The organism is Paracoccus marinus (genome assembly GCF_007018965.1).
Lineage (GTDB): Bacteria > Pseudomonadota > Alphaproteobacteria > Rhodobacterales > Rhodobacteraceae > Paracoccus > Paracoccus marinus.
Genome location: NZ_VJYZ01000018.1, coordinates 64,163 through 86,233 on the forward strand (window position 1 = coordinate 64,163; position 22,071 = coordinate 86,233).

Below are 22,071 nucleotides of genomic sequence, written 5' to 3' on the forward strand. Positions count from 1 at the left end.
AAATCCGCGATAATCGATGCGAGCCGCCGCGCTGCGTGGTCGGCTCCGGCAGCATCAACCACACAATTTGTCGCACAGGGAGTGCCAAGTTATGCCGGCTCCGATACCAGCAGACGACCAGTGGTGGATCAACGACCAGACCCCCGACAATCCGTTCGGCAAGAGCGATGACTACGAATCCTTCCTCAGCTACGTGGGCGCGCTCAACCGCAGCCTGACTCCCGCGATCGCCGCGCAGCCGCTGCGGATCAACCTTTCGGAACTCAACGACCATCCCGACTACAAGGCGGCCGCGATCGGCGCGTTGGAAAGCTGGGCGGCGGTGACGCCGCTGCGTTTCATCATCGTCGATGACGCGCCGTTCGACCCCGCGACCGACTGGATGGAAGTCGTCAGCCCCGAGATCGGGGAAGAAGATGACGGCAGCGCCTATTCCAGCAACCGCTACGTCAGCATCGGCCAGCGCTTCCACGACAGCGAACCGAACCTGACCGACATCGGCGGCTACGTTTTCGATTCGTTCGTCCACGAATTCGGGCACGAGTTCGGACTGAATCACCCCGGCCTCTACAACTACTCGGGCCCGGGCGGCGTCCAGATCAACTATCTCAACAACGCCACCTGGATCTACGACCGCCAGCAGTACAGCGTCATGTCGTACTTCGACGGCATCGACGTGGGCGAGACCAGCCGCTGGTCCGCCACCGGCCCGCTGATGGCCGACATCGAGGCGGTGATCCGCCGCTTCTTCTCGACCGTGGATGCCGAGGGCAACCGCACCTACCAGACCATTGACCTGAACACCGGCGACGACGTCTACGGCTTCAACGGCACGCTGGACAACTTCACCCTGACCGCGTCGGGGATGCAGCACGACATCGGCTTCACCATCCACGACACGGGCGGGAACGACACGATCGACTTCTCGGGCTCGACCGCGGGAACGATCCTCGACATGCGCGCGGGCCAGTTCTCAAGCGTCAACGGCCACACGAACAACGTGTCGATCTTTGCCGGCCATAACGCCGACGGGACCGAATACTACATCGAGAACGGGATCGGCAGCGGCTACGCCGACGTCATCATCGGCAACGACGGCGCCAACGTCATCGACGGGCGCGCGGGCGCCGACAGCATGGCGGGCTACGGCGGCGACGACACCTACTTCGTGGACTCGGCCGACGACATCGTCCGCGAGGACGCCGACGGCGGCAACGACACGATCATCGTGCTGAACGGCGGCATCGACCTGGGCGACGTCGCCAACGTGGAAAACATCATCTACGTCGACGGCACGCCGGTCGTGCCCGGCAACGGCTCGGGCAACGGCAGCCAGCCGGGCAGCGGCGCTGCGATGGCCAGCATCATCGTGGGCACGGACGCCAACGAGACGCTGACCGGCGGTGCGGGTGGCAACACCATCATCGGGCGCAACGGCGACGACCTCATAATCGGCGGGCGCGACTCGCTCGACAGCCGCGACATCAACAACACGATCCCGATCGAGGATCTCGAGGACCAGACCGAAAGCGACGACGGCGCCGACTCGCTGTTCGGCGGCAACGGCAACGACACCATCATGGGCGGCGCCGGCGACGACACGCTCGACGGCGGGCAGGGCGACGACGTCCTGCGCGGCCAGGCCGGCGTGGACGTGTTCCGCGGCGGCGCGGGTGTCGACACCGTGGACTACAGCGTCGAAAGCCCGTTCCAGCTGCTGGTGAACCTTGAAACCAACGTCGCCGCCGGCGGCACGGGTTCGGGCGACACGTTCGACAGCATCGAGAACCTGATCGGGTCCGACGACCGCATCGACCGCTTCGTCGGCAACGGCGCGGCCAACCACTTCTGGGGCCGTGGCGGCGGCGACTTCTTCAACGGCCGCGCCGGCAACGACATCCTCGATGGCGGCAACGACGGCGACATCCTGTACGGTGAGGCCGGCAACGACACCATCATCGGCGGCTCGGGCCAGGACTACCTGGACGGCGGCGAGGGCGTCGACACGGTCGTCTATGCCGGCAGCTCGGCCGGGGTGACGGTGGACCTGGCGGCAGGCACGGCACGCGGCGGCGACGCCGACGGGCCAGTGCAGATCGTCGGCCGCGGCACGGTGATCCGGCACGACATCCTCGCGGGCTTCGAGAATGCCGTGGGCTCGGTCCACAACGACCGGCTGCTCGGGAACGCGCAGGCGAACGTCCTGTCGGGCGGGTTGGGAGACGACACCCTGGCGGGTGGCGCGGGTACCGACACGCTGAACGGCGGCGCGGGCCGCGACACCGCCGACTACCGGTCCTCGACCTCCGGCGTGTCGATCGCGCTGGGCGGCGGCCGCTCGGGCGGTGACTTCTACACCTCGATCGAGAACCTGGCCGGTTCGGGTTACGCCGACCGGATCAGGGGCGACGACGCGGCCAACCTGCTGACCGGGCAGGGCGGCAACGACCAGCTGTTCGGCAACGGCGGCGACGACACCCTGCTGGGCGACTTCGCCCCCGCAGGCGAGGTGCCGCCGCGGCCGGGGATGGGCACGGGCTACGCCACGCTCGGGCCGGACGCGACCAACAACTCGATGGCCACCGCGTTCGACATTTCGAACAACTTCTCGCTGACCGCGGACCCCGACATCTTCGACTCGACGACCGTCCTGCACACGACGGTCAACGCGACGGGGAACGGCGGCGGCGGCTACTACGCCGTCAATCTTGCGGCCGGCACGGTCATCACGATCGACATCGACCACATCGCCGATCCCAACGTCCACGACAGCTGGGTGCGCCTGCTGAACGCGGACGGCGAGATCGTCGCCGAGAACGACGATGGCGGCGCGGACCCGGGCTCGACCAGCTCGCGCGACTCCAGCACGGTGTTCACCGTCACGGAAAGCGGCACCTACTACATCCTCGAAGGCCAGTGGGACCCCGAGCTTCCGGGTAGCGGCTGGTCGCCGACGGTGCCCGAAGGCTCGACCTACGAGCTGAACGTGTCGGTCGAGTTCCCGCCGGCCGAGATCCAGCCCGGCAGCGCCGGTGCCGACCGCCTGTTCGGCGGCGCGGGCAACGACCTGCTGGACGGCGGCCTTGGCGCCGACCGCCTGACCGGCGGCACCGAGGAAGACACCTTCCGCTTCTCGACCGCGCTCGGCGGCGGGAACGTGGACGAGATCGTCGACTTCAACGTGGCCGACGACATCATCTTCCTTGCCCGCGACATCTTCGAGGGCGTGGGGGCCGCCGGCACGCTGGCGCTCACCGCGTTCCACCGCAGCGCGGCGGGCACGGCGCAGGATGCAAGCGACCGCATCATCTACGACACCGACAACGGCTACCTGTCCTACGACGCCGACGGCTCTGGCAGCGGCGCGGCGATCCGCTTCGCCCATCTCTCGGCCGGGCTGGCGCTGTCGGCAGACGACTTCTACCTCATCTGATCCGGCGGAGAGGGGGGCACGCCCCCCTCACGTCACCCACGAAAGCTGGCGATCCCGTTCCGCGGGGTCGCCGTTCCCGTCAAACGAAAGGGACACGCGGACATGACGCGCACGAGCCCCCGCGCGACCATGCTGATGGCCGCCGCAACCGCCGCCCTGACAACCATCGCAGGCACGAACTTGGCTGAAGCATCCGACATCCAGGGCACCGTCGCCTTTGCCGACGACGCCGCGATCCCCAAGGGCCGGATCGAGATCTACATCGACGACCCCGCCGCCAAGGGCGCACGCCGCCCGGACGCCGCGGCGACCCAGGTGGAAAGCGACGGCGGTTCCAGGACGATCGCCTTCACGCTGGCCGCACCTTCGGACGCCCCGGCGACGCAGGTGGTCGCACGGCTGGAACGCGAGGACGGCTTTTTGCTGGCCCGCGGCAGCGCCGCGCTGGAACCCGGCGCCCCGACGACGATCACGCTTTATACGGTGATGTACTAGGCGTGGCCGCAACCCCCGGCGGCCAAGCGCCGCCGGACATGCGGACGATGACGCGCCGCGCCTGCGCGCTTCGGCCTCATAAAGAATAGATGGATTTGGTGGAGCCAAGGGGAGTCGAACCCCTGACCTCTTGAATGCCATTCAAGCGCTCTACCAACTGAGCTATGGCCCCACCGGAGGTCCGGGTGGCCTGTGTCGACCGCCCGCGTGGGGGTCGTATATGGGCAGGGCCGGACCCCTGCAAGCGGAAAAATCGGGGTCGGGCCGCGCGCATGCGGCAGGATGCAAAAAGGGGCCGCGCGGGCCCCTTTTCCTTGTCGGCTGGTCGGTGGGACCCGGCGGGCGCTGCGGCCTCAGTCCTCGTCGGGCTCGGCCACGTCGGCGATGTCGTCCAGCGACACGTCGCCGTCGTCATCGTTGTCTTCCAGCAGGTCGTCGTCGAGTTCGGTCGAATCCTCGTCCAGATCCTCGTCGTCCAGCACGGCATCCTGGTCGTTGTCGAGCGCCGCGCTTTTCTCGGCGATCATGGCGCGGGTGCGGCCGTTCTGCAGCGCCTCGACGGTATAGACCGCGCCGCAGGACGGGCAGGTCATCGGGTCGTGCTGCAGGTCGTAGAAGCGGGTCGAGCACTGCGGGCACAGGCGCTTGGTGCCCCATTCTTCCTTGGGCATGGTCTTGTCTTTCTGTCCGTGTCAGGTAAATCCGACGACCCCTGCCATACGCATCGGGACGTGTAAAGTGTTTCCGGGGCAGGTCCGCGACGGCTGCGACGGCCACTGCAAGGCATGAGGGGACGCGGGCGCGTGGCATCGGGCGACGACCGGATCATCACCATCGACGGGGACATCCCGGTCAGGCTGCGCCGCAACCTGCGGGCGCGGCGGATGACGCTGCGGGTGTCGCGCGCCGACGGCGCCGTGGTCCTGACCCTGCCCCCCCGCGCGTCCGAGGCAGATGGCGCGGCCTTTGCCCGGTCGCGCGCGGGCTGGATCCGGGGCGCGCAGGCGGCGATGCCGGCGCCGCAGGTCGCGGCTTTCGGGGCGGCGCTGCCGGTCGAGGGGCGAGCGCTGATCCTGTCGCCCGCGCCGGTCCGCGCGGCGCGGGTGGACGGCGATGCGCTGCTGCTGCCGCAAGCGCGCGCCCCCGGCCGGGTCGCCGAGGCGTGGCTGAAGCACCTGGCGCGCGATCGCCTCGCCGCCGCCTGCGACCGCCATGCGGCGGCGCTGGGGCGGCCCTTTGCCGCCATCGCGCTGCGCGACACCCGGTCGCGCTGGGGCAGCTGCACGCAGGACGGGCGGCTGATGTTTTCCTGGCGGCTGGCGATGGCCCCGCCCGAGGTGCTGGACTACGTCGCCGCGCACGAGGTCGCGCACCTCGCGCATATGGACCATTCGCCTCGGTTCTGGGCCGCGGTCGCCGGGCTGATGCCGGACTATGCCCCGCGCCGCGCATGGCTGCGCCGGAACGGCGGCGACCTGATGGCGTGGTCGTTCCGGTCGGACGGACCCGGCGGCGCTTGACGCCGGGCGGTTGTGATCACAAGGTCGGGCATGGCGAACCGCAGCACCCCCGCACCCCCGGCACCGCCCGCGTCCTCCGCATCCGTGGCGTCCACCGCGCCCGCGCAGCCCGCGACGCATGAGCGCGTGTATCGCGCGCTGCGCGGCCGGATCATGCTGGGGGAACTGCCGCCGGGACGGGCGCTGACCTTGCGCGGCATCGCCGCCGACCACCGCGTCAGCATGACGCCCGCGCGCGAGGCTGTGCGGCGCTTGGTGGCCGAGGGCGCGCTGACGCTGTCCAGTTCGGGCCGGGTCGCCACGCCGGAACTGTCGGTCGAGCGGATCGAGGAACTCGCCGCGCTGCGCGCCCTGATCGAGCCGGAGCTTGCGTCACGCGCCTTGCCGCGCGCGCATTTCGCGTTGATCGACCGGCTGGCGGCGATCAACGCCTCGCTCGGCGACGCGGCGCAGAACCACGACGCGGTCGGCTATATCCGCTTGAACCTCGAGTTTCACCGGACGCTTTACCTGCGCGCGCAGGCGCCCGCGATGCTGGCTGTGCTGGAAACGATCTGGCTGCAGCTGGGGCCGACAATGCGCGCCGTCTATCAGCGGATGCGCCGGAACGAGCCGCCGCGCCATCACCGCCTGATCCTGGCCGCGCTCAGAGCGGGGGACGAGCCAGGGCTGCGGCTTGCCGTGCGCGCCGACGTGACGCAAGGGCTGCGCCACCTGATGAACCAGGACGCGCCGCGCTGAGCGGTCCGGTCAGACCTCCTCGATCCGCAGCTCCACCGGCTCGCCGACGATGACGCCGGTGCGGGGCAGGGCGCCGATGGCGAAGTCGATCGCGTCGGGCGTCGTCTTGTGGGTCACAATCAGCACCGGCGCGTCGCCGCTGGCGTGACCGTACTGCCGCATCCTGTCGATCGAGATGCCCGCGTCGCCCAGGACCGTCGCCACCTTGGCGAGCGCGCCGGGCTTGTCGGCCAGCGTCAGCCGCAGGTAATAGGCGGCGGGCACCGCCGTCCGCGCGGGATGGGCCGAGCGCAGGCCGGTCGCGGGCTGGCCGAACACCGGCAGCCGCACACCGCGGGCGATTTCCACGATGTCGGAAAGGACGGCGCTGGCGGTCGGGCCCTGTCCCGCGCCCGCGCCGCGCAGGACCAGCTGGCCCACGGCATCGCCTTCGATCACGACCATGTTGGTGCCGCCTTCCAGCTGGCCCAGCGGGCTGTCGCAGGGGACGAGGCACGGCGACATGCGCTGTTCCAGCCCCCGCGCGGTCATCTGCGCGACGCCCAGCAGCTTGATGCGGTAACCCATGTCGGCCGCGCGGTTGATGTCGTCGATGCTGACGCGCTCGATCCCCTCGATCTCGACCCCGTCGAAGGCGGGTTTCGTGCCGAATGCGATGGCGGCGAGGATGGCCAGCTTGTGGCTGGCGTCGATGCCGCCCACGTCCAGCGTCGGATCGGCCTCGAGATAGCCGAGCTGGCGCGCCTCTTCGAACACGGTGTCGTAGGGCAGGCCCGCCGACTGCATCCGCGTCAGGATGTAGTTGCAGGTGCCGTTCATCACGCCCATGACGCGGCGGATCGCGTTGCCGGCAAGGCTTTCCGTCAGCGTCTTGATGACCGGGATGCCGCCCGCCACCGCCGCCTCGAACCGCAGCGACCGGCCCAGCTGCTCGGCCCGCTCGGCCAGCGCCTGCCCGTGGACGGCCAGCATCGCCTTGTTCGCCGTCACCACGTCCTTGCCGCTTTCCAGCGCGATCAGGGTGGCGTCGCGCGCGACCCCTTCCTCGCCGCCGATCAGTTCGACGAACACGTCCACGTCCTCGCGCCGCGCGAGATCCGCCGCGCTGTCGGCCCAGACGAAATCCGACAGGTCCGCATCGCGGTTGCGGTGCCGGTCGCGGGCGCAGACGGCCGTGATCTGGACCGGGCGGCCGCAGCGCGCGGCCAGAAGGTCGGCGTGGGACTGGATGATCTTGACGACGCCGATCCCGACGGTGCCAAGACCGGCGATGCCGAGACGGAGGGGGGCGGACATGGGGGCCTCGTGACTGGGAAGAAGGGCGGGTCGGGCGGGTTTGGGGGGCGTCCGATCGGTGTTAGCCTGCCCGCGCGGGTGATTGCAACGAGGGGCGGGGCAGGCAGGCGTGCGCCCACCGCGCTTTCGACGCGCGCCCGGCCGCGCCGATCAGTCGCTGCCCTTCCAGTCGGCGACCAGCGCCGCCTCGATCACCCGCCCGACCCGCTGCGCGGCAGCGAGCGTGCGGTCGCACAGCGCCGTCAGGTCCGCGGCGCTGAGCGCGCTGTCCACGACCTCGCCCCGGCTGCCCGAGAACGCGGGCACCCAGCCTGCGGGGGTCGGGTGCCAGGCCGCGTGGCACAGCACGTTGCGCCAGGTCTTGATCTCGCCCAGTTCGGCGTCGAGCGCTGCGTCCATGTGGTTCGCCCGCCGCAGCGTCTGGTCGAGCCGCTCGATCAGGTTGCCCAGCGAATCCGTCTCGACATGTTCCATCCGGCGCAGCCAGGCGGCAAAGTCGCGTTCCGTGATCTCGCCCGGCAGGCCGTCGCGTTCCAGCGCGAAGACCGCGCGTTTCAGCATGTCCTCCAGGTGGCCGAACGCGGCGATCGTGCGGCCAAGCGCCGCCGCCATCGCGTCCGGCAGCGGCTGCCAGGCCGAGGGCGCGGCGGTCAGTCGCGCCACAGCCGGGCGACCCAAGGGGTGGGGCGGACGTAGTGGCGCAGGTGACGCGACAGGCTTTCGCGCCGCGTCCCGTCAAAGGCCGCGCGCAGGTGGTCGCGGGGGGCGCGGGGGGTGTCGTCCTCGCTCCACCGGCCGGCGATGGCGTCGGGGGGGTTCAGGCTGCCGGCGAAGATGACGATCTTGGCGCCATCCGGCACCTGCGGCGTCCGCCAGTAGCGCAGGGGAAAGGCGGGCACGCAGTCGGCGCGGAAATGGACGACCCATCCCTTGGGCCAGAACTTGACCCCGCCCGGCGCGCGGCGGGTGACGAAGCGCTGCTCGAACCGGTATTCGTCGGCCACAGCCTGCGGATCGGCGCGGAAGATGTCCTGCAACCCGGCGAGCTTGCCGACCCGCATCCGGTAGACCGAGGTCTGGCCCAGCTTCTCGAACGGCTTGATGCGGGCGGGGTTCGTGGCCAGCACCGTGTCGTCGGGATCGCCGAAGGTGAAGAAATCGTCCAGGTTGCCGGTGACGATGACGTCGAGGTCCAGGAACAGGACCGTGCCGGTCACGTCGCCCAGGTCCCCCCACAGGCGCGATTTCGGCCATTTGCCGATGGTGTTCTTGGGCGGCTCGTAGTCGAACCGGGGCAGGGGGCGCACGACGATGTCGCCGTGCAGCCCGTTGCCGTCGTCGGTGAAGCAGATCAGGCGGAACGGCGGCGTGATGTTGCGCGCGATCATGCCGTGCAGGCGGTTGACGTATTCGGGGCCGAACTTGGTGCCCCACTTGATGCAGATGATCTGCTTGGCCTCGGTCATGCCTGCCTCGTGCTTCTGGGGCCGACCCTTTCACGCATGGGCGGGAGCGGCAAGTGACCCGCCCGCCGCCATCCCGGTCGCCCGTCTTACGCGGCGTCGAGCGCCGCGACGATCGGGCCGAAGTCGGCCGCCTTGAGGCTCGCGCCGCCGACCAGCGCGCCGTTGACATGCGGGATCGCGAAGATCTCGGCCGCGTTGCCGGGCTTGACGCTGCCGCCGTAGAGCAGGCGGAAGTCGGCGCCGTCCGCGAACCGCGCGGTCAGCGCGTCGCGGATCGCGGCATGGACCTCGGCGATCTGGGCGCTGTCGGGGGTGCGGCCGGTGCCGATGGCCCAGACGGGTTCGTAGGCGACGACGGTGTTCCCGGCGCGGGCGCCGTCGGGGATCGAGCCGGCAAGCTGGCGCGCGATCACGTCCAGCGTCTCGCCGCCGTCGCGCTGCGCCTCGGTCTCGCCCACGCAGACGATCGCGGTAAGGCCCGCCTTGTGCGCGGCCTGCGCCTTGGCGGCGACGGTGGCGTCATCCTCGGCATGGTCGGTGCGGCGTTCGGAATGGCCCACGATCACGTATTCCGCGCCTGCGTCGGCCAGCTGCGCGGCGGCGAGGTCGCCGGTATGCGCGCCGTTCGCGTCGGCATGGCAGTCCTGCCCGCCGACCGCCACCGCCGCGCCCGCAATCCGCGCGACCATGGGGTGGATCAGCGTCGCGGGCGGGCAGATCAGGACCTCGCAGTCGCGATCCTCACCCAGAAGCGCGTCGAGTTCGGCCAGCGACGCCAGCGTTCCGTTCATCTTCCAGTTGCCGGCGGCAAGCTTGCGCATGGTCCATCCCTTCGGTTCCGTTGTGAAAACGGCTTAGGCGAGGACGGCGGCGTGGATCAAGCCGGGAAGCCGCGGGTGAGCGGGGATCGGATCGCGGTCGGGCGGCTGTCAGGCGACAGTCAGGCGTCGGCGGTGCCGCGCGGAATGGCGAAGCTGACCGATTCGCCGCAGCCGCAGCTGTCGGTGACGTTGGGGTTGCGGAACCGGAAGCCGCTGTCCAGCAACGCGGTCTCGTAGTCGATCTCGGTCCCGAACAGGAACATCTGCGCGGTCGGCGCGATCAGGACCCGGGCCGCTCCCTGTTCCACCACCTCGTCGCCGGGCGCGGGCACGTCGGCCATTTCCATCGTGTATTCCATTCCCGCGCAGCCGCCCTTCTTCAGGCCGATCCGCAACCCCGCCGCGCCCTTGCCGGTCATCAGCCGGGCGATCTGCGCCTCGGCCGCGGGGGTGATGGTGACGGGGGACTTGCCGGGGATCGAGAACATGGTCGGACCTTTCGGGTCGGGGCGTGCGCGCCTGACCGCCAAGATAGGGGCGCACGGGCCCGGGCTCAAGCCACGGGCCCGTCGCGCGGATCGGGCGGGGCTATTCCAGCCCCAGCTTGTCCTTCAGCGCGTCGATCCGGCGCGACGCCTCGGCCTTGTTCACCGTCTCGTCATAGGCGTCGGGGTCGTCGGCCTGCTCGCTCAGCGTCTTGAGGTACGACGCCTGCGCGCCGGTCATCGGGTCGTCGCCGCTGACCCAGTCGTCGGGGTCCTTTTCCGTGTTGCCGTTCTCGGGCGTCTGCGACTTGGGGTTCTGTTCGTCGGCCATGGTGATCTCGCCTGAATGTGTCGGGCAGAACCCCTTTCGCCGGGGCGAAGTTCCCGTTTTGTGCCGGGACGTGGCGATCCGCCCGGAAAGTTGCTACATGGCGCGCATGACGATGCCCCGCCCTTCCCCTGTTCAGCCGCTGCCCAACGCCGCAAGCGATGCCGCCGTGCGCGATGCCGCGCGGCTTTCCGTGGCGCCCATGATGGACTGGACCGACCGTCACTGCCGCGGTTTTCACCGCCGGCTGAGCCGGCGGGCGCTGCTTTATACCGAGATGGTGACCTCGGCCGCGATCGTCCACGGGGACCGCGCGCGGCTTCTGGACTTCGCACCGGGCGAACATCCCGTCGCGCTGCAGCTTGGCGGGTCGGACCCGGCCGAACTGCGTCAGGCGGTGCAAATCGCCGCCGACTGGGGCTATGACGAGATCAACCTGAACATCGGCTGCCCCAGCGACCGGGTGCAGTCGGGCTGCTTTGGCGCGGTGCTGATGAAGTCGCCGGACCTGGTGGCGGACTGCGTGGCGGCGATGGCGCGGGCGAGCGCGGTCGAGGTCACGGTGAAGTGCCGGATCGGGGTGGACGACCAGGACCCGGCCGAGGTGCTGCCCGGCTTTCTTGCGCGGATGCGCGATGCGGGCGTGCGGCGGGTCACGATCCATGCCCGCAAGGCGTGGCTGCAGGGCCTGTCGCCAAGGGAAAACCGCGAGGTGCCGCCGCTCGACTATCCGCTGGTCCACGCGATGAAGGCGGCGTTCCCGGACCTGCACCTGTCGATCAACGGCGGGATCGCGACGGTGGACGCCGTCCGCGACCAGCTTTCGCACATGGACGGGGTGATGGTCGGGCGCGCCGCCTATCACCAGCCCTGGGACATGCTCGGCGACGCCGACGCGCTGTGGGACGAGGGACCGCGCTTCGCGTCGCCCCTGGAGGTCGCCGAGGAAATGCGCGAGGTGATCGCCCGCCATCTGGCCGAGGGGGGGCGGATGCACCAGATCACCCGGCACATGCTGGGGCTGTTCCACGGCCGCCCCGGCGCGCGGGGATGGAAGCGGATCCTCTCGGAGCGGGGGTCGTCGGGGACGCTCGCGGACTACGACGCGGCGCTCGCGGCGGTGCGGGACGGGGCGATGGCGGCGTGATCGGGTGTGCCCTGCGGCGGTCCTGCTGAAGGAAACGGGCCACGAGCCCGTTTCCATGCGGTCCCGTGACGCCAGCACTTCGGAGGAACGCGTCCGCCTCGTGGGTGCGAACGCACCCGCCTGGGGCGGGCGGGCGCGTCCCGGTCCGCTTTGGGCGGACCGGGGGGTGGATCGAAGGACTGTTGCAAGGCTGGATTATTGGTTCGGAGCCATGCGTGCGGGGCGCTGAGTGGGTGCCGGGCGGCGCGTTCCCCCCCCGTTGCGCAGCCTTCCGCCACCGCTATCCTTCAACCATGACCCCGCCCTATTCCCTTCCCGATCACCTCTCCACCGACCGCTTCCTGCTGCGCCGCGCCAGCCCGGACAACGCCCACGCGGCTTTCGACGCCTATGCCTCGGACCCGCGCGTCACCCCTTACCTGGCCTGGCGCACGCACCGGCACCCGGACGGGACGCGCGCCTTTTTCGTCCGCGCAGCGGCCAAATGGACCGCCGGCACCGGCTTTCCGATGGTCATCCTGCCGCGTGAAAGCGCGCGAGAGGTCATCGGCATGATCCACCCCGAGGTGACCGGGGATACCGTTGTTTACGGATACGTCCTTTCCGCCCGCTGGTGGGGCCGGGGCTGCATGACCGAGGTGCTGCGCCGCCTCGTCCGGCACGCGCTGGCGCATCCGGCCGTCCGGCGGGTCGAGGCGACCTGCGCCCCCGAAAACACCGCCTCGGCGCGGGTGCTGGAGAATGCGGGGCTGGTCCTGGAAGGGGTTATGCAGCGGCACATGGTTCGTCCCAACCTGTCGGACCAGCCGGGGGACTCGCTCGTCTACGCCGCCACTCGGTAAGCCGGCCCCGTCACGCCCGCGCCGCCGCCGCCCGCTCCGCGATCTTCGCCGCGTCCCACAGCGCGTCCATCTCCTCCAGCGTCGATTGCTGCGGCGTGCGGCCGTCCGCCGCCAGCGCCGTCTCGATCGACCGGAACCGCCGGGTGAACTTGGCGTTCGCCGCTCGCAGCGCCTCCTCGGGGTCGATGTCGAGGTGGCGGGCGAGGTTCGCCATCACGAACATCAGGTCGCCCAGTTCCTCGGCCATGTGCGCGCGGTCGCCGCCGTCCTTTGCCGCGACCAGCTCGGTCGTCTCCTCGCGCAGCTTGTCGAGCACCTGGTCCGTCGCCGGCCAGTCGAAGCCGACCCGCGCCGCGCGGTTCTGCAGCTTCACCGCGCGGGTCAGCGCCGGCAGGCCCATCGCCACGCCGTCCAGCATGCCGCGCTCGGCCTTGGCGGCGCGTTCGGTCGCCTTGATCGCCTCCCAGTCCTTCACCTGCTGCGCGGCGGACTTGTCGCGGTTTTCGTCCCCGAAGACGTGCGGATGCCGGCTCACCAGCTTGTCCGAGATCGCCCGCGCCACGTCGGCGAAGTCGAACATCCCCGCCTCGGCCGCCATCTGCGCGTGAAACACCACCTGCAGCAGCAGGTCGCCCAGTTCCCCCGGCAGCTCGGCCCACGCCTCGCGCTCGATCGCGTCGGCGACCTCGTAGGCTTCCTCGATCGTGTAGGGGGCGATGGACGCGAAGTCCTGCTCGATATCCCACGGACAGCCGGTCGCGGGATCGCGCAGCGCGGCCATGATGGCGATCAGCCGCCCGGTTTCGTCAGTCGCGTCGGACATGCGCCGCCCCCCGATGGACAATGCGTCCCGGTTGGGACTGAATGGCCGCACGAAACACGCACCCTGCGAAAGAGTCCATCATGCCCGTCCTCAACCGCATCGCCGGCTACGCCGAAGACATGACCGCGTGGCGGCGCCACCTGCACCAGCACCCCGAACTGCGGTTCGACCTGACCCAGACCGCCGCCTTCGTGGCCGAGCGCCTGCGCGAGTTCGGGGTGGACGAGCTGCACGAGGGGATCGCGCAGACCGGCATGGTCGCGATCATCAACGGGCGCGATGCGGGCGAGGACGGCCCCACCATCGGCCTGCGCGCCGACATGGACGCGCTGCCAATCGCCGAGACGACGGGCAAGGACTATGCGTCGAAGAACGCGGGCGTCATGCACGCCTGCGGCCATGACGGGCACACCACGATGCTGCTGGGCGCCGCGCGCTACCTGGCCGAGACGCGCAACTTTTCGGGCCGGGTCGCGCTGATCTTCCAGCCGGCCGAGGAAGGGGGCGGCGGCGCCAAGGTCATGGTGGACGAAGGGATCATGGACCGCTTCGGGATCACCCAGGTCTTCGGCATCCACAACTCGCCCAACGTCGAGCCGGGCAGGTTCGAGACCAATCCGGGCGCGATCATGGCCGCGGTCGATACCTTCGACATTCGTATCGCAGGCCGGGGCGGGCACGGGGCCAGGCCGCACGAGACGGCCGACCCGCTGGTCGCCGCCGTGGGGATCGTGCAGGCGATCCAGACCATCGTCAGCCGCAACCACTACGCGATGCAGGATCTCGTGGTGTCGGTGACGCAGATCCATTCCGGCTCGGCCGACAACGTGATCCCGGACACCGCCTTCGTGCAGGGCACGGTGCGCAGCTTCGACCCGGACGTGCGCGAGATGGTCGAACGCCGGATGACTGAGATCGTCGCGGGGCAGGCTGCGGCCTATGGCGTCACGGCGGAACTGGACTTCGACCGCGGCTATCCGGCGACCATCAACGACGCCGACCGCGCGGCCTTTGCCGCCGACGTCGCGGCCGAGGTGTCGGGCGAGGACCAGGTGAACCGCGAAAGCGAGCGCGAGATGGGCGCCGAGGATTTCAGCTACATGCTGCAGGCCCGCCCGGGCGCGTATCTGTTCCTGGGCCAGGGGCCGGGCGCCGGGCTGCACCACCCGGCCTACGACTTCAACGACGAGATCGCGCCGGTGGGGGCGAGCTTCTTCGCCCGGCTGGTGGAACGCGCGCAGCCCGCGCGCGCCTGAGGGGCGCGGCGAGGCCGCGCAAAGGCGGCAAGCGCGGCCCGGTCAGGCCGCGTCGGCCCGGCCCAGGTCGGCCGCGTCCATCAACCGCGTCTTCGACCGCAGCGCGTTCAGCGCAATGCGGTGGACGACCTCGGTCGGCGCGGTGCAAAGGTCGCCCACCACGCGCACCTTGTAGGGGTCTGCGTCGCGCGACATCGCGGTGAAAACCACGCAGTTCTGCGTCATCATGCCGCAGACCAGCAGCTCGCCCGAGCCCGGCAGGTGGCTGGCAAGGTCGGTGTCCTGAAACGCGTCGGCCACGTGTTTGGTCACGACCGGCGCGCCGCCCGCCGCGTCCAGGACCGCCTGGCGGATCAGGACGCCGCTGCCGCCCGCCGCCATGAACCCGGCGGGCGCGGTCGAGACGTGCTGCACCAGCACGATCCCGTCGCCGCGTTCACGGGCGGCGTGGATCGCGGCGACGATCCGCGCTTCGGTCTCCTCGGCCTGCCACAGGGGCAACAGTCCGCCGGGGAAATAATCGTTCTGGATGTCGATCACGAGAAGAGTGCGGTTCATGCGCGGTGGCCCCAATGCAGCATTCCGGTTGCGATGGGCCACTTTTGTCGCGGTTCGGGCCTGCGTGGTAGTGGCCCTGCGGACAAGTTTCATGTAGATCGGGCCAATGCGCGTCGCAGTCATCGCCTATGACCGGATCAGCCCCTTCATGCTGTCCACTCCGCTGGCGGTGTTCGGCGAGCCGTTCCTTGCCGCCGGTCACCGCGTCGATGTCTGCGCCGCCGAACCCCGGGTCGCGGCCGGTGCGGGGCTGACGATCGAGGTGCCGCATTCGCTTGAAACCGCGCGGACCGCCGACGTGATCGTCCTGCCGGGCTGGCGCAATCATGCCGAGCCGGTGCCGGGCGCGATCGTGGACGAACTGCGGCACGCGGGCGCGCGGGGGGCGGTGGTGGCGGGGCTTTGCCTCGGCGCGTTCGGCGTGGCGCAGGCGGGCCTGCTGGACGGGCGCCGCGCGACGACGCACTGGGCCCGCGCCGACGATTTCGCCGCGCGGTTTCCGGCGGTGTCCGTCGATCCGGGGGCGATCTTCGTGGACGAGGGGCCGGTTCTCACCTCGGCGGGCGTCGCATCGGGGCTGGATTGCTGCCTGCATCTGCTGGCCCGCGTCGCGGGCGCGACCGAGGCGAACCGGGTTGCCCGCTATCTGGTCGTGGCGCCGCAGCGGTCCGGGGCGCACCCGCAGCTGGTCGCGCGTCCCGTGGATTATCACGGTGTACTGCCGCCCGAGCCGGGCGCCGGGGAAAGGCCGGTGATGATGGGCACCGGCGCAGGTGCGCCGGCGCGGCCCAAGTTCAAACCGGTCGCCAGCCGCGACGAAAAGCCGGACTATGCCGACGAAGAAATCGAGTTCTGGATGCAATACGGCGACATGATCGGTCTCGATCCGGACGAGATTGAGGAAACGTTGAAGGAGAAGCGGAGCGACGATACTTTCAATCACGACCAGCGCCGTGACCGGAGCTGACGCTGGTCGGCACCAGGCGCATCCGGGACTCCTTGGGGGGCGGAGGGACGACCTCCGCCGTTATGACGTAATCCACCTACGCGACCACAGCGAAGGCCGCGCGCGCCAGCCACGGCGCGCGGAGGGCGGTGGTGAACGTCGCCGAGAGCGCCCAGCCAGTGGCTCGCCCGCCAGCGACGGGACTGACCGGCGCGGGCCCGGCCGCGCCGGTCATCCGCGCGCTCGACACGGCCGGCGGGGGCGGTGCGGGCCCGGTGCGGCGCCCGCCACCCCTTTTCTGGACAAGCGCGCGCCCCGTCGCTAGGTTGCGCGCCAATCCGCCGGAGGCTTTGCCGCCGGTCGCCGCCTTCCGCCTGCCCTCATGCCCGCTGCGCCGACCCTGCGCGGGGCCCCGACCAAGGAACGCCGATGTTCGTGACGCCCGCCTACGCCCAGGCCACCGCCGCCCCCGGGGGCGCTGCCGCCTTCGCTCAGTTCGTGCCGCTGATCCTGGTGTTCGCGATCATGTATTTCCTGATCCTGCGCCCGCAGCAGCGCAAGCTGCGCCAGCACCGCGACATGGTCGCCGCGCTGAAAAGGGGCGACGAGATCATCACCAACGGCGGCCTCATCGGCCGTGTCGTGTCGGTGCGCGACGACGAAGTCGACGTCGAGATCGCGCAGAACGTCAGGGTGCGCGTCGTGCGCGGCATGATCTCGCAGGTCGTGAGCCAGGCCGCGACCGCCGCGCCCGCCGCCAAAAGCTGAGAAAAGACCGGCGCCATGCTGCAAATCCCCTTCTGGAAGCGCGCCCTGATCCTGGGTCTGGTCGCGATCGGCCTTCTGTTCGCGATGCCGAACCTGTTCTACGGGCGGGTCGAGCAGCATAACGACGCCGTCACCGCCGCCGAGCGCGCGGGCTTCGAGACGCCCGAGCAGGCCGAGGCCCGCAAGAGCTGGCCGGACTTCCTGCCCTCGAACCTCGTCAACCTGGGCCTGGACCTGCGCGGCGGCGCCCATCTTCTGGGCGAGGTGCACGTGGCCGAGGTCTACAAGTCGCGGATGAACGCGCTGTGGCCGGAACTGCGCGAGGCGCTGGCGAAGGAACGCGACGTGATCGGCGCGGTCCGCCGCGTGCCCGGCCCCGAGGACCGCCTGACCATCGAGATCGGCGAACCCGCGCAGATGGCCCGCGCGGTCGAGATCGCGCGCACGCTGGCGACGCCCGTCGCCTCGCTGTCGGGGGCGGGGTCGAGCGACCTCGACATCACCGCCAGCGGCGCGAACCTGATCGTCGGCCTGTCCGAGGCGGAGCGCGCCGCGACCGACGACCGGACGATCCAGCAGTCGCTGGAAATCGTGCGCCGCCGCGTGGACGAGGTCGGCACCCGCGAACCCACCATCCAGCGCCAGGGCGCCGACCGGATCCTGATCCAGGTGCCCGGCATCGGCTCGGCCGAGGAGCTGAAGGAGCTGATCGGCACGACCGCGCGCCTGACCTTCCACCAGGTCGTGGGGCAGGGCGTCGACCCGAACGCCCGGCCCGGCGCGGGCAACATCCTGCTGCCGTCGCTTGAGCAGGAGGGGGTGTATTACACTCTGGACGAGACCCCGGTCGTCACCGGCGAGGAACTGACCGACGCGCGGCCCAGCTTTGACCAGGACGGCCAGCCGGCGGTCGAGTTCCGCTTCAATCCCAATGGTGCGCGCCGCTTCGGCGCCTATACGGCCGCGAACGTGGGCCAGCTGTTCGCCATCGTGTTGGACGACCAGGTGATTTCCGCGCCCAACATCAAACAGCCGATCCCCGGCGGTCAGGGTCAGATCTCCGGCGCGATGACCGTGGACGAATCGAACCGGCTTGCCGTCCTGCTGCGCGCGGGCGCGCTGCCCGCGGAAATGACCTTCCTCGAGGAACGGACGATCGGCCCGGAACTGGGTCAGGACAGCATCAACGCCGGCACGCTCGCCACCCTGGTGGCGACGGTGCTGGTGGTGGGCTATATCGTGGCAAGCTACGGTCTGTTCGGCGTGTTCGCGTCGATCGCCGTGATCGTCAACGTGATCCTGATCCTGTCGATCATGTCGATGATCGGGGCCACGCTCACGCTGCCCGGGATCGCAGGGATCGTGCTGACGGTCGGCACCGCGGTCGATGCCAACGTCATCATCTACGAACGCATCCGCGAGGAGCTGCGCGCCGGCAAGCGCGTGGTCGCCGCCATCAGCGACGGCTTCAACGAGGCGATGAGCGCGATCATCGACGCGAACGTCACGACCTTTATCGCGGCGCTGGTCATGTTCTTCCTGGGTTCCGGCCCGGTCAAGGGCTTCGCCGTGACGCTGACGATCGGGATCGTGACCTCGGTGTTCACCGCGATTTTCCTGACGCGGCTGCTGATCGTGCTGTGGCTCGAGTGGCGCAAGCCCAAGACGCTGGTCCTGTAAGGGGAATATCGTGGCATTCCGTCTCAAGCTCGTCCCGGACGAAACCCGCATCAACTTCTTTCGCTGGCAGGCGCTGACCACCGGCATCTCCATCGCGGCGATGGTCGCGTCGGTGATCCTGATCTTCACGATGGGGCTGAACCTCGGCATTGATTTCAAGGGCGGCACGACCATCCGCGCCGAAAGCAGCACCGCGTTCGAGGTGGGCGAGTATCGCGCGGCCCTTGAACCCGTGGTGCAGGGCGATCTGTCCATCACCGAGGTGTTCGACCCGACCTTCGGACCCGACCGGCACGTGGCGCAGATCCGCATCGGGCTTGCGAACGAAGCCGGGTCCGTCACGCCCGAACAGCTGAACGAATACGAGGCGGCGCTGAAGCAGGTCGATCCGGCGGTGCGGTTCGCCGCGGTGGAATCGGTCGGCCCCAAGGTGTCGGGCGAGCTGCTGAAGACCGCGCTTTACGCGGTGGGCGCGGCGACGCTTGGCATCCTGTTCTACATCTGGCTGCGGTTCGAATGGCAGTTCGCGCTGGGGGGCGTCGCCGCGCTGGTCCACGACGTGCTGCTGACGATGGGCATCTTCTCGCTGTTCCAGCTGAGGTTCGACCTGACCACGATCGCGGCCCTGCTGACGATCCTGGGGTATTCGATCAACGACACCGTCGTCGTGTTCGACCGGCTTCGCGAGAACCTCATCAAGTTCAAGACCCGGCCGCTGATCGACGTGATGAACCTGACCGTGAACGAGACGCTGTCGCGCACGGTCATGACGGCGGTGACCACGCTGCTCGCCCTGATCCCGATGCTGGTGCTGGGCGGAGACGTGATCCGCAACTTCGTCTTCGCGATGATCTGGGGCGTGATCGTGGGCGCGTATTCGACCGTCTATCTCGCCAAGTCTGTGGTGCTGTGGCTGGGCGTCAAGCGCGACTGGTCGAAGCCCGCCAAGGCCGCGCCGGGCGAGAAGGACGAGCTTGCGGGGACGCCCTTCAAGGACATGCCCTGATGCCGATGAACCCGACCGATTTCGGCGGGGCGCTGTCGCTGGACGGCTATGGTCCGGGGTTCTTCCGCATAGGCGGACAGGTTCACCGTGGCCCGGTGATCGCGACCGCGCAGGCGGTCCGCGCCTGGGGCGGGCTTGACGACACCGCGGCGCTGCTTGATCTCGCGGCCGAGATCGATCTGCTGTTCGTGGGCATGGGCGCGGACATCGCGCGGCTGCCGGGCGATCTGGCCGGGCGGCTGCAGGACGCGGGCCTGATGGTCGAGGCGATGTCGAGCCCGTCGGCGGCGCGCAGCTACAACGTGACGCTGGCCGAGGGGCGGCGCGTGGCCTGCGCCCTGATCCCGGTCTGACCCATGGCGCCGCTGCTGACGGTCACGATGCTCGCCGTCGCACGCGGCGGGCGGCGCGCGGTCGAAGGGGTGTCGTTCCAGCTGGACCCCGGCGCGGCCCTGATCCTGCGTGGCCCGAACGGGATCGGCAAGACGACGCTGCTGCGGACCGTCGCCGGGCTGCAAGACCCGGTCGAGGGGCGGATCGACCTTGTCCCCGACAGCGTGGCCTATGCGGGCCACGCGGACGGGCTGAAGGGCGCGCTGACCGTGGCCGAAAACCTGGCGTTCTGGGCACAGCTGTTCGGGGCGGGGCGCGCGCAAGTCGATGCGGCGCTGCGCGCGCTGGACCTCGGCGATCTTGCCGACCGTCCGGCGGCGATGCTGTCGGCGGGGCAAAGACGGCGGCTGGGGCTTGCGCGGCTTCTGGTCACCGGACGGCCGCTGTGGGTGCTGGACGAGCCGACGGTGTCGCTGGACGCGGCGTCCGTCCTGCTGTTCGCGTCCGCCGTCCGGGCGCATCTGGCCTGCGGCGGGGCCGCGCTGATCGCGACCCACGTGGACCTCGGGCTGCCCGAGGCGGCGGTGCTGGACCTGACCCCGTATCGCGCCGACCCCGCCCGGCCGGCTGGCCGCGCCCCGGCAAGCTTCGACGAGGCGTTCGGGTGAGGCCCGCCCCGTCCAGCCGGCGGCACCATCCATGAAGGCCGTGTTCCTGCGCGACCTGCGGCTTGCCTTCCGCGCGGGCGGGGGCGTGGGCCTTGGCCTCGCCTTCTTCCTGATCGTCTGCACGCTGGTCCCGTTCGGCGTGGGCGCGGGGGGCGACATCCTGTCGCGGATCGCGCCCGGCATCATGTGGGTCGGCGCGCTTCTGGCCTGCCTTCTGTCCCTCGACCGCATCTTCGCCCTGGACGGGGAGGATGGGAGCCTGGACCTTCTCGCCACCGCCCCCCTGCCGCTGGAAGGCGTGGTGCTGGCCAAGGCGGCCGCGCACTGGGTCACGACCGGGCTGCCGCTGGTGGTCGCGGCGCCGCTGTTCGGGCTGCTGCTGCACCTGCCCACGCCGGCGCTGCCTTGGCTGCTTACGTCGCTGGCGCTGGGGACGCCTGCGCTGTCGATGCTGGGCGCGTTCGGCGCGGCGCTGACCGTGGGCGTGCGCCGGGGCGGGCTGCTGCTGTCGGCGCTGGTCCTGCCGCTTTACATCCCGACCCTGATCTTCGGGGCCGAGACGGTGCGGCTGGGCGCGGCGGGGCAGGACCCCGCGACGCCGCTTGCGCTGCTGGCGGGGATCACGCTGGCGGTGGTCGCGGCGATCCCGTTCGCGGCCGCCGCGGCGCTGCGGGTCAATCTGAGGTGAGCGGGCTTCACCCCGGCCACGCGCGCGGATAAGGGACGACCATGTCGCTGTGGGAATACGCCAACCCCGTTAAGTTCATGCGCCTGTCGGGCGCGGTTCTGCCGTGGCTGTCGGCCGCGGCCGCCGTCGCGCTGGTCGCGGGGCTGGGCTGGGGCTTTGCCACCCCGCCCGACTACCGGCAGGGCGCGACGGTCAAGATCATGTTCGTCCACGTCCCCGCCGCGATGATGGCGATCAACGCCTGGATGATGATGCTGGTCGCGTCGCTGATATGGATCGTCCGCCGCCACCACGTCAGCGCGCTGGCCGCCCGCGCCGCCGCGCCGGTGGGCGCCGTGATGACCGTGATCGCCCTTGTCACCGGGGCGATCTGGGGGCAGCCGATGTGGGGATCGTGGTGGGAATGGGACCCGCGGCTGACAAGCTTCCTCGTCCTGTTCCTGTTCTACGTGGGCTACATCGCGCTGTGGTCCGCCGTCGAGGACCCCGACAGCGCCGCCGACCTCACCTCGGTCCTGTGCCTCGTGGGGTCGGTCTTTGCGCTCTTGTCGCGCTACGCCGCGCTGTTCTGGAACCAGGGCCTGCACCAGGGCGCGTCCCTGTCGGTGCGGGCGGGGGAGCGGATGGCGCCGGTCTACAAGCAGCCGCTGTATCTGTGCATGCTGGCGTTCTTCCTGTTGTTCCTGGCGCTCGTCCTTGCCCGCACCCGGACCGAGATCCGCCGCCGCCGCACCGCCGCCCTGATCGCGCGCGAGGCGCGCCCGTGAAGGA

Annotated in this window: 24 protein-coding genes and 1 tRNA gene; 15 read left to right on the plus strand and 10 right to left on the minus strand. The window is 70.2% G+C overall.

Features of this window, described 5'->3' with window-relative positions:
* Positions 1–91: 91 nt before the first annotated feature.
* Both FNF32_RS09340 and FNF32_RS09345 read left to right on the plus strand, forming a co-directional pair.
* Complete coding sequence (locus FNF32_RS09340; RefSeq protein ID WP_131673029.1) at positions 92–3,433, plus strand: M10 family metallopeptidase C-terminal domain-containing protein; 3,342 nt, start codon at positions 92–94, stop codon at positions 3,431–3,433.
* A 102-nt stretch (positions 3,434–3,535) separates the two neighbouring features.
* Positions 3,536–3,928, plus strand: coding sequence for a hypothetical protein (locus tag FNF32_RS09345; protein WP_131673030.1), 393 nt, complete (start codon positions 3,536–3,538; stop codon positions 3,926–3,928).
* A gap of 96 nt (positions 3,929–4,024) precedes the next feature.
* Here FNF32_RS09345 and FNF32_RS09350 read toward each other — a convergent pair.
* Together FNF32_RS09350 and FNF32_RS09355 are read right to left on the minus strand one after the other, a co-directional pair.
* A tRNA-Ala gene (locus tag FNF32_RS09350) sits at positions 4,025–4,100 on the minus strand.
* A 181-nt stretch (positions 4,101–4,281) separates the two neighbouring features.
* On the minus strand, positions 4,282–4,599 hold the full coding sequence (locus FNF32_RS09355; protein ID WP_131673041.1) for a TIGR02300 family protein: 318 nt from the start codon (positions 4,597–4,599) through the stop codon (positions 4,282–4,284).
* A gap of 132 nt (positions 4,600–4,731) precedes the next feature.
* Between FNF32_RS09355 and FNF32_RS09360 the strand changes: the two genes are divergently transcribed.
* Together FNF32_RS09360 and FNF32_RS09365 are read left to right on the plus strand one after the other, a co-directional pair.
* Positions 4,732–5,448 (plus strand): M48 family metallopeptidase, encoded by a 717-nt coding sequence (locus FNF32_RS09360; RefSeq protein WP_246087763.1) that lies wholly within the window; start codon positions 4,732–4,734, stop codon positions 5,446–5,448.
* A gap of 30 nt (positions 5,449–5,478) precedes the next feature.
* Positions 5,479–6,189 carry a GntR family transcriptional regulator gene (locus tag FNF32_RS09365; protein ID WP_131674783.1) on the plus strand — a complete coding sequence of 237 codons (711 nt, stop codon included), beginning with the start codon at positions 5,479–5,481 and terminating at the stop codon, positions 6,187–6,189.
* Positions 6,190–6,198: 9 nt separating this feature from the next.
* Here the strand turns inward: FNF32_RS09365 and FNF32_RS09370 are convergent, their stop codons facing one another.
* The 6 genes from FNF32_RS09370 to FNF32_RS09395 form a co-directional block, all read right to left on the minus strand.
* A complete protein-coding gene (locus FNF32_RS09370; protein WP_131674784.1) occupies positions 6,199–7,485 on the minus strand; it encodes a homoserine dehydrogenase in 1,287 nt (428 codons plus the stop codon).
* 150 nt (positions 7,486–7,635) lie between these two features.
* Positions 7,636–8,148 carry a hypothetical protein gene (locus FNF32_RS09375; RefSeq protein ID WP_131674785.1) on the minus strand — a complete coding sequence of 171 codons (513 nt, stop codon included), beginning with the start codon at positions 8,146–8,148 and terminating at the stop codon, positions 7,636–7,638.
* The gene (locus FNF32_RS09380) at positions 8,136–8,951 is read right to left on the minus strand and encodes a glycosyl transferase (RefSeq protein WP_131674786.1); all 816 of its coding nucleotides are present in this window, start codon (positions 8,949–8,951) and stop codon (positions 8,136–8,138) included. The genes FNF32_RS09375 and FNF32_RS09380 overlap by 13 nt, the downstream gene beginning before the upstream one ends.
* An 86-nt stretch (positions 8,952–9,037) precedes the next feature.
* Positions 9,038–9,772, minus strand: a complete 735-nt coding sequence (gene tpiA / locus FNF32_RS09385) for a triose-phosphate isomerase (protein WP_131674787.1) — start codon at positions 9,770–9,772, stop codon at positions 9,038–9,040.
* Between the two features lie 119 nt (positions 9,773–9,891).
* The gene (locus FNF32_RS09390; RefSeq protein ID WP_131674788.1) at positions 9,892–10,260 is read right to left on the minus strand and encodes a HesB/IscA family protein; all 369 of its coding nucleotides are present in this window, start codon (positions 10,258–10,260) and stop codon (positions 9,892–9,894) included.
* A gap of 100 nt (positions 10,261–10,360) precedes the next feature.
* Positions 10,361–10,588, minus strand: coding sequence for a DUF3072 domain-containing protein (locus FNF32_RS09395; RefSeq protein ID WP_131674789.1), 228 nt, complete (start codon positions 10,586–10,588; stop codon positions 10,361–10,363).
* A 112-nt stretch (positions 10,589–10,700) separates the two neighbouring features.
* On the opposite strand from FNF32_RS09395, the gene dusA reads away from it, so the two are divergent.
* Positions 10,701–11,732 carry a tRNA dihydrouridine(20/20a) synthase DusA gene (gene dusA / locus FNF32_RS09400; protein WP_131674814.1) on the plus strand — a complete coding sequence of 344 codons (1,032 nt, stop codon included), beginning with the start codon at positions 10,701–10,703 and terminating at the stop codon, positions 11,730–11,732.
* 293 nt (positions 11,733–12,025) lie between these two features.
* Positions 12,026–12,574 (plus strand): GNAT family N-acetyltransferase, encoded by a 549-nt coding sequence (locus tag FNF32_RS09405; protein ID WP_131674790.1) that lies wholly within the window; start codon positions 12,026–12,028, stop codon positions 12,572–12,574.
* A 10-nt stretch (positions 12,575–12,584) separates the two neighbouring features.
* Here the strand turns inward: FNF32_RS09405 and mazG are convergent, their stop codons facing one another.
* The gene (gene mazG, locus FNF32_RS09410; protein ID WP_131674791.1) at positions 12,585–13,397 is read right to left on the minus strand and encodes a nucleoside triphosphate pyrophosphohydrolase; all 813 of its coding nucleotides are present in this window, start codon (positions 13,395–13,397) and stop codon (positions 12,585–12,587) included.
* A gap of 80 nt (positions 13,398–13,477) precedes the next feature.
* On the opposite strand from mazG, the gene FNF32_RS09415 reads away from it, so the two are divergent.
* Complete coding sequence (locus FNF32_RS09415; protein WP_131674792.1) at positions 13,478–14,653, plus strand: M20 aminoacylase family protein; 1,176 nt, start codon at positions 13,478–13,480, stop codon at positions 14,651–14,653.
* Positions 14,654–14,695: 42 nt separating this feature from the next.
* Here FNF32_RS09415 and FNF32_RS09420 read toward each other — a convergent pair whose 3' ends face one another.
* Complete coding sequence (locus tag FNF32_RS09420) at positions 14,696–15,211, minus strand: isochorismatase family protein (protein WP_131674793.1); 516 nt, start codon at positions 15,209–15,211, stop codon at positions 14,696–14,698.
* A 106-nt stretch (positions 15,212–15,317) separates the two neighbouring features.
* Between FNF32_RS09420 and FNF32_RS09425 the strand changes: the two genes are divergently transcribed.
* The 8 genes from FNF32_RS09425 to FNF32_RS09460 all read left to right on the plus strand — a co-directional run bounded on the left by FNF32_RS09425 (position 15,318) and on the right by FNF32_RS09460 (position 22,067).
* Positions 15,318–16,178 carry a GlxA family transcriptional regulator gene (locus FNF32_RS09425; RefSeq protein WP_131674794.1) on the plus strand — a complete coding sequence of 287 codons (861 nt, stop codon included), beginning with the start codon at positions 15,318–15,320 and terminating at the stop codon, positions 16,176–16,178.
* 408 nt (positions 16,179–16,586) lie between these two features.
* Complete coding sequence (gene yajC / locus FNF32_RS09430; RefSeq protein ID WP_131674796.1) at positions 16,587–16,925, plus strand: preprotein translocase subunit YajC; 339 nt, start codon at positions 16,587–16,589, stop codon at positions 16,923–16,925.
* A gap of 15 nt (positions 16,926–16,940) precedes the next feature.
* Positions 16,941–18,605 carry a protein translocase subunit SecD gene (gene secD, locus FNF32_RS09435; RefSeq protein ID WP_131674797.1) on the plus strand — a complete coding sequence of 555 codons (1,665 nt, stop codon included), beginning with the start codon at positions 16,941–16,943 and terminating at the stop codon, positions 18,603–18,605.
* A gap of 10 nt (positions 18,606–18,615) precedes the next feature.
* Positions 18,616–19,611 (plus strand): protein translocase subunit SecF, encoded by a 996-nt coding sequence (gene secF / locus FNF32_RS09440; RefSeq protein ID WP_131674798.1) that lies wholly within the window; start codon positions 18,616–18,618, stop codon positions 19,609–19,611.
* The gene (locus tag FNF32_RS09445) at positions 19,611–19,964 is read left to right on the plus strand and encodes an Mth938-like domain-containing protein (protein ID WP_131674799.1); all 354 of its coding nucleotides are present in this window, start codon (positions 19,611–19,613) and stop codon (positions 19,962–19,964) included. The genes secF and FNF32_RS09445 overlap by 1 nt, the downstream gene beginning before the upstream one ends.
* A gap of 3 nt (positions 19,965–19,967) precedes the next feature.
* The gene (gene ccmA / locus FNF32_RS09450; RefSeq protein WP_131674800.1) at positions 19,968–20,612 is read left to right on the plus strand and encodes a heme ABC exporter ATP-binding protein CcmA; all 645 of its coding nucleotides are present in this window, start codon (positions 19,968–19,970) and stop codon (positions 20,610–20,612) included.
* Between the two features lie 31 nt (positions 20,613–20,643).
* On the plus strand, positions 20,644–21,300 hold the full coding sequence (ccmB, locus tag FNF32_RS09455) for a heme exporter protein CcmB (protein WP_131674801.1): 657 nt from the start codon (positions 20,644–20,646) through the stop codon (positions 21,298–21,300).
* A 41-nt stretch (positions 21,301–21,341) separates the two neighbouring features.
* On the plus strand, positions 21,342–22,067 hold the full coding sequence (locus tag FNF32_RS09460) for a heme ABC transporter permease (protein ID WP_131674802.1): 726 nt from the start codon (positions 21,342–21,344) through the stop codon (positions 22,065–22,067).
* The last annotated feature ends 4 nt before the right edge of the window (positions 22,068–22,071 follow it).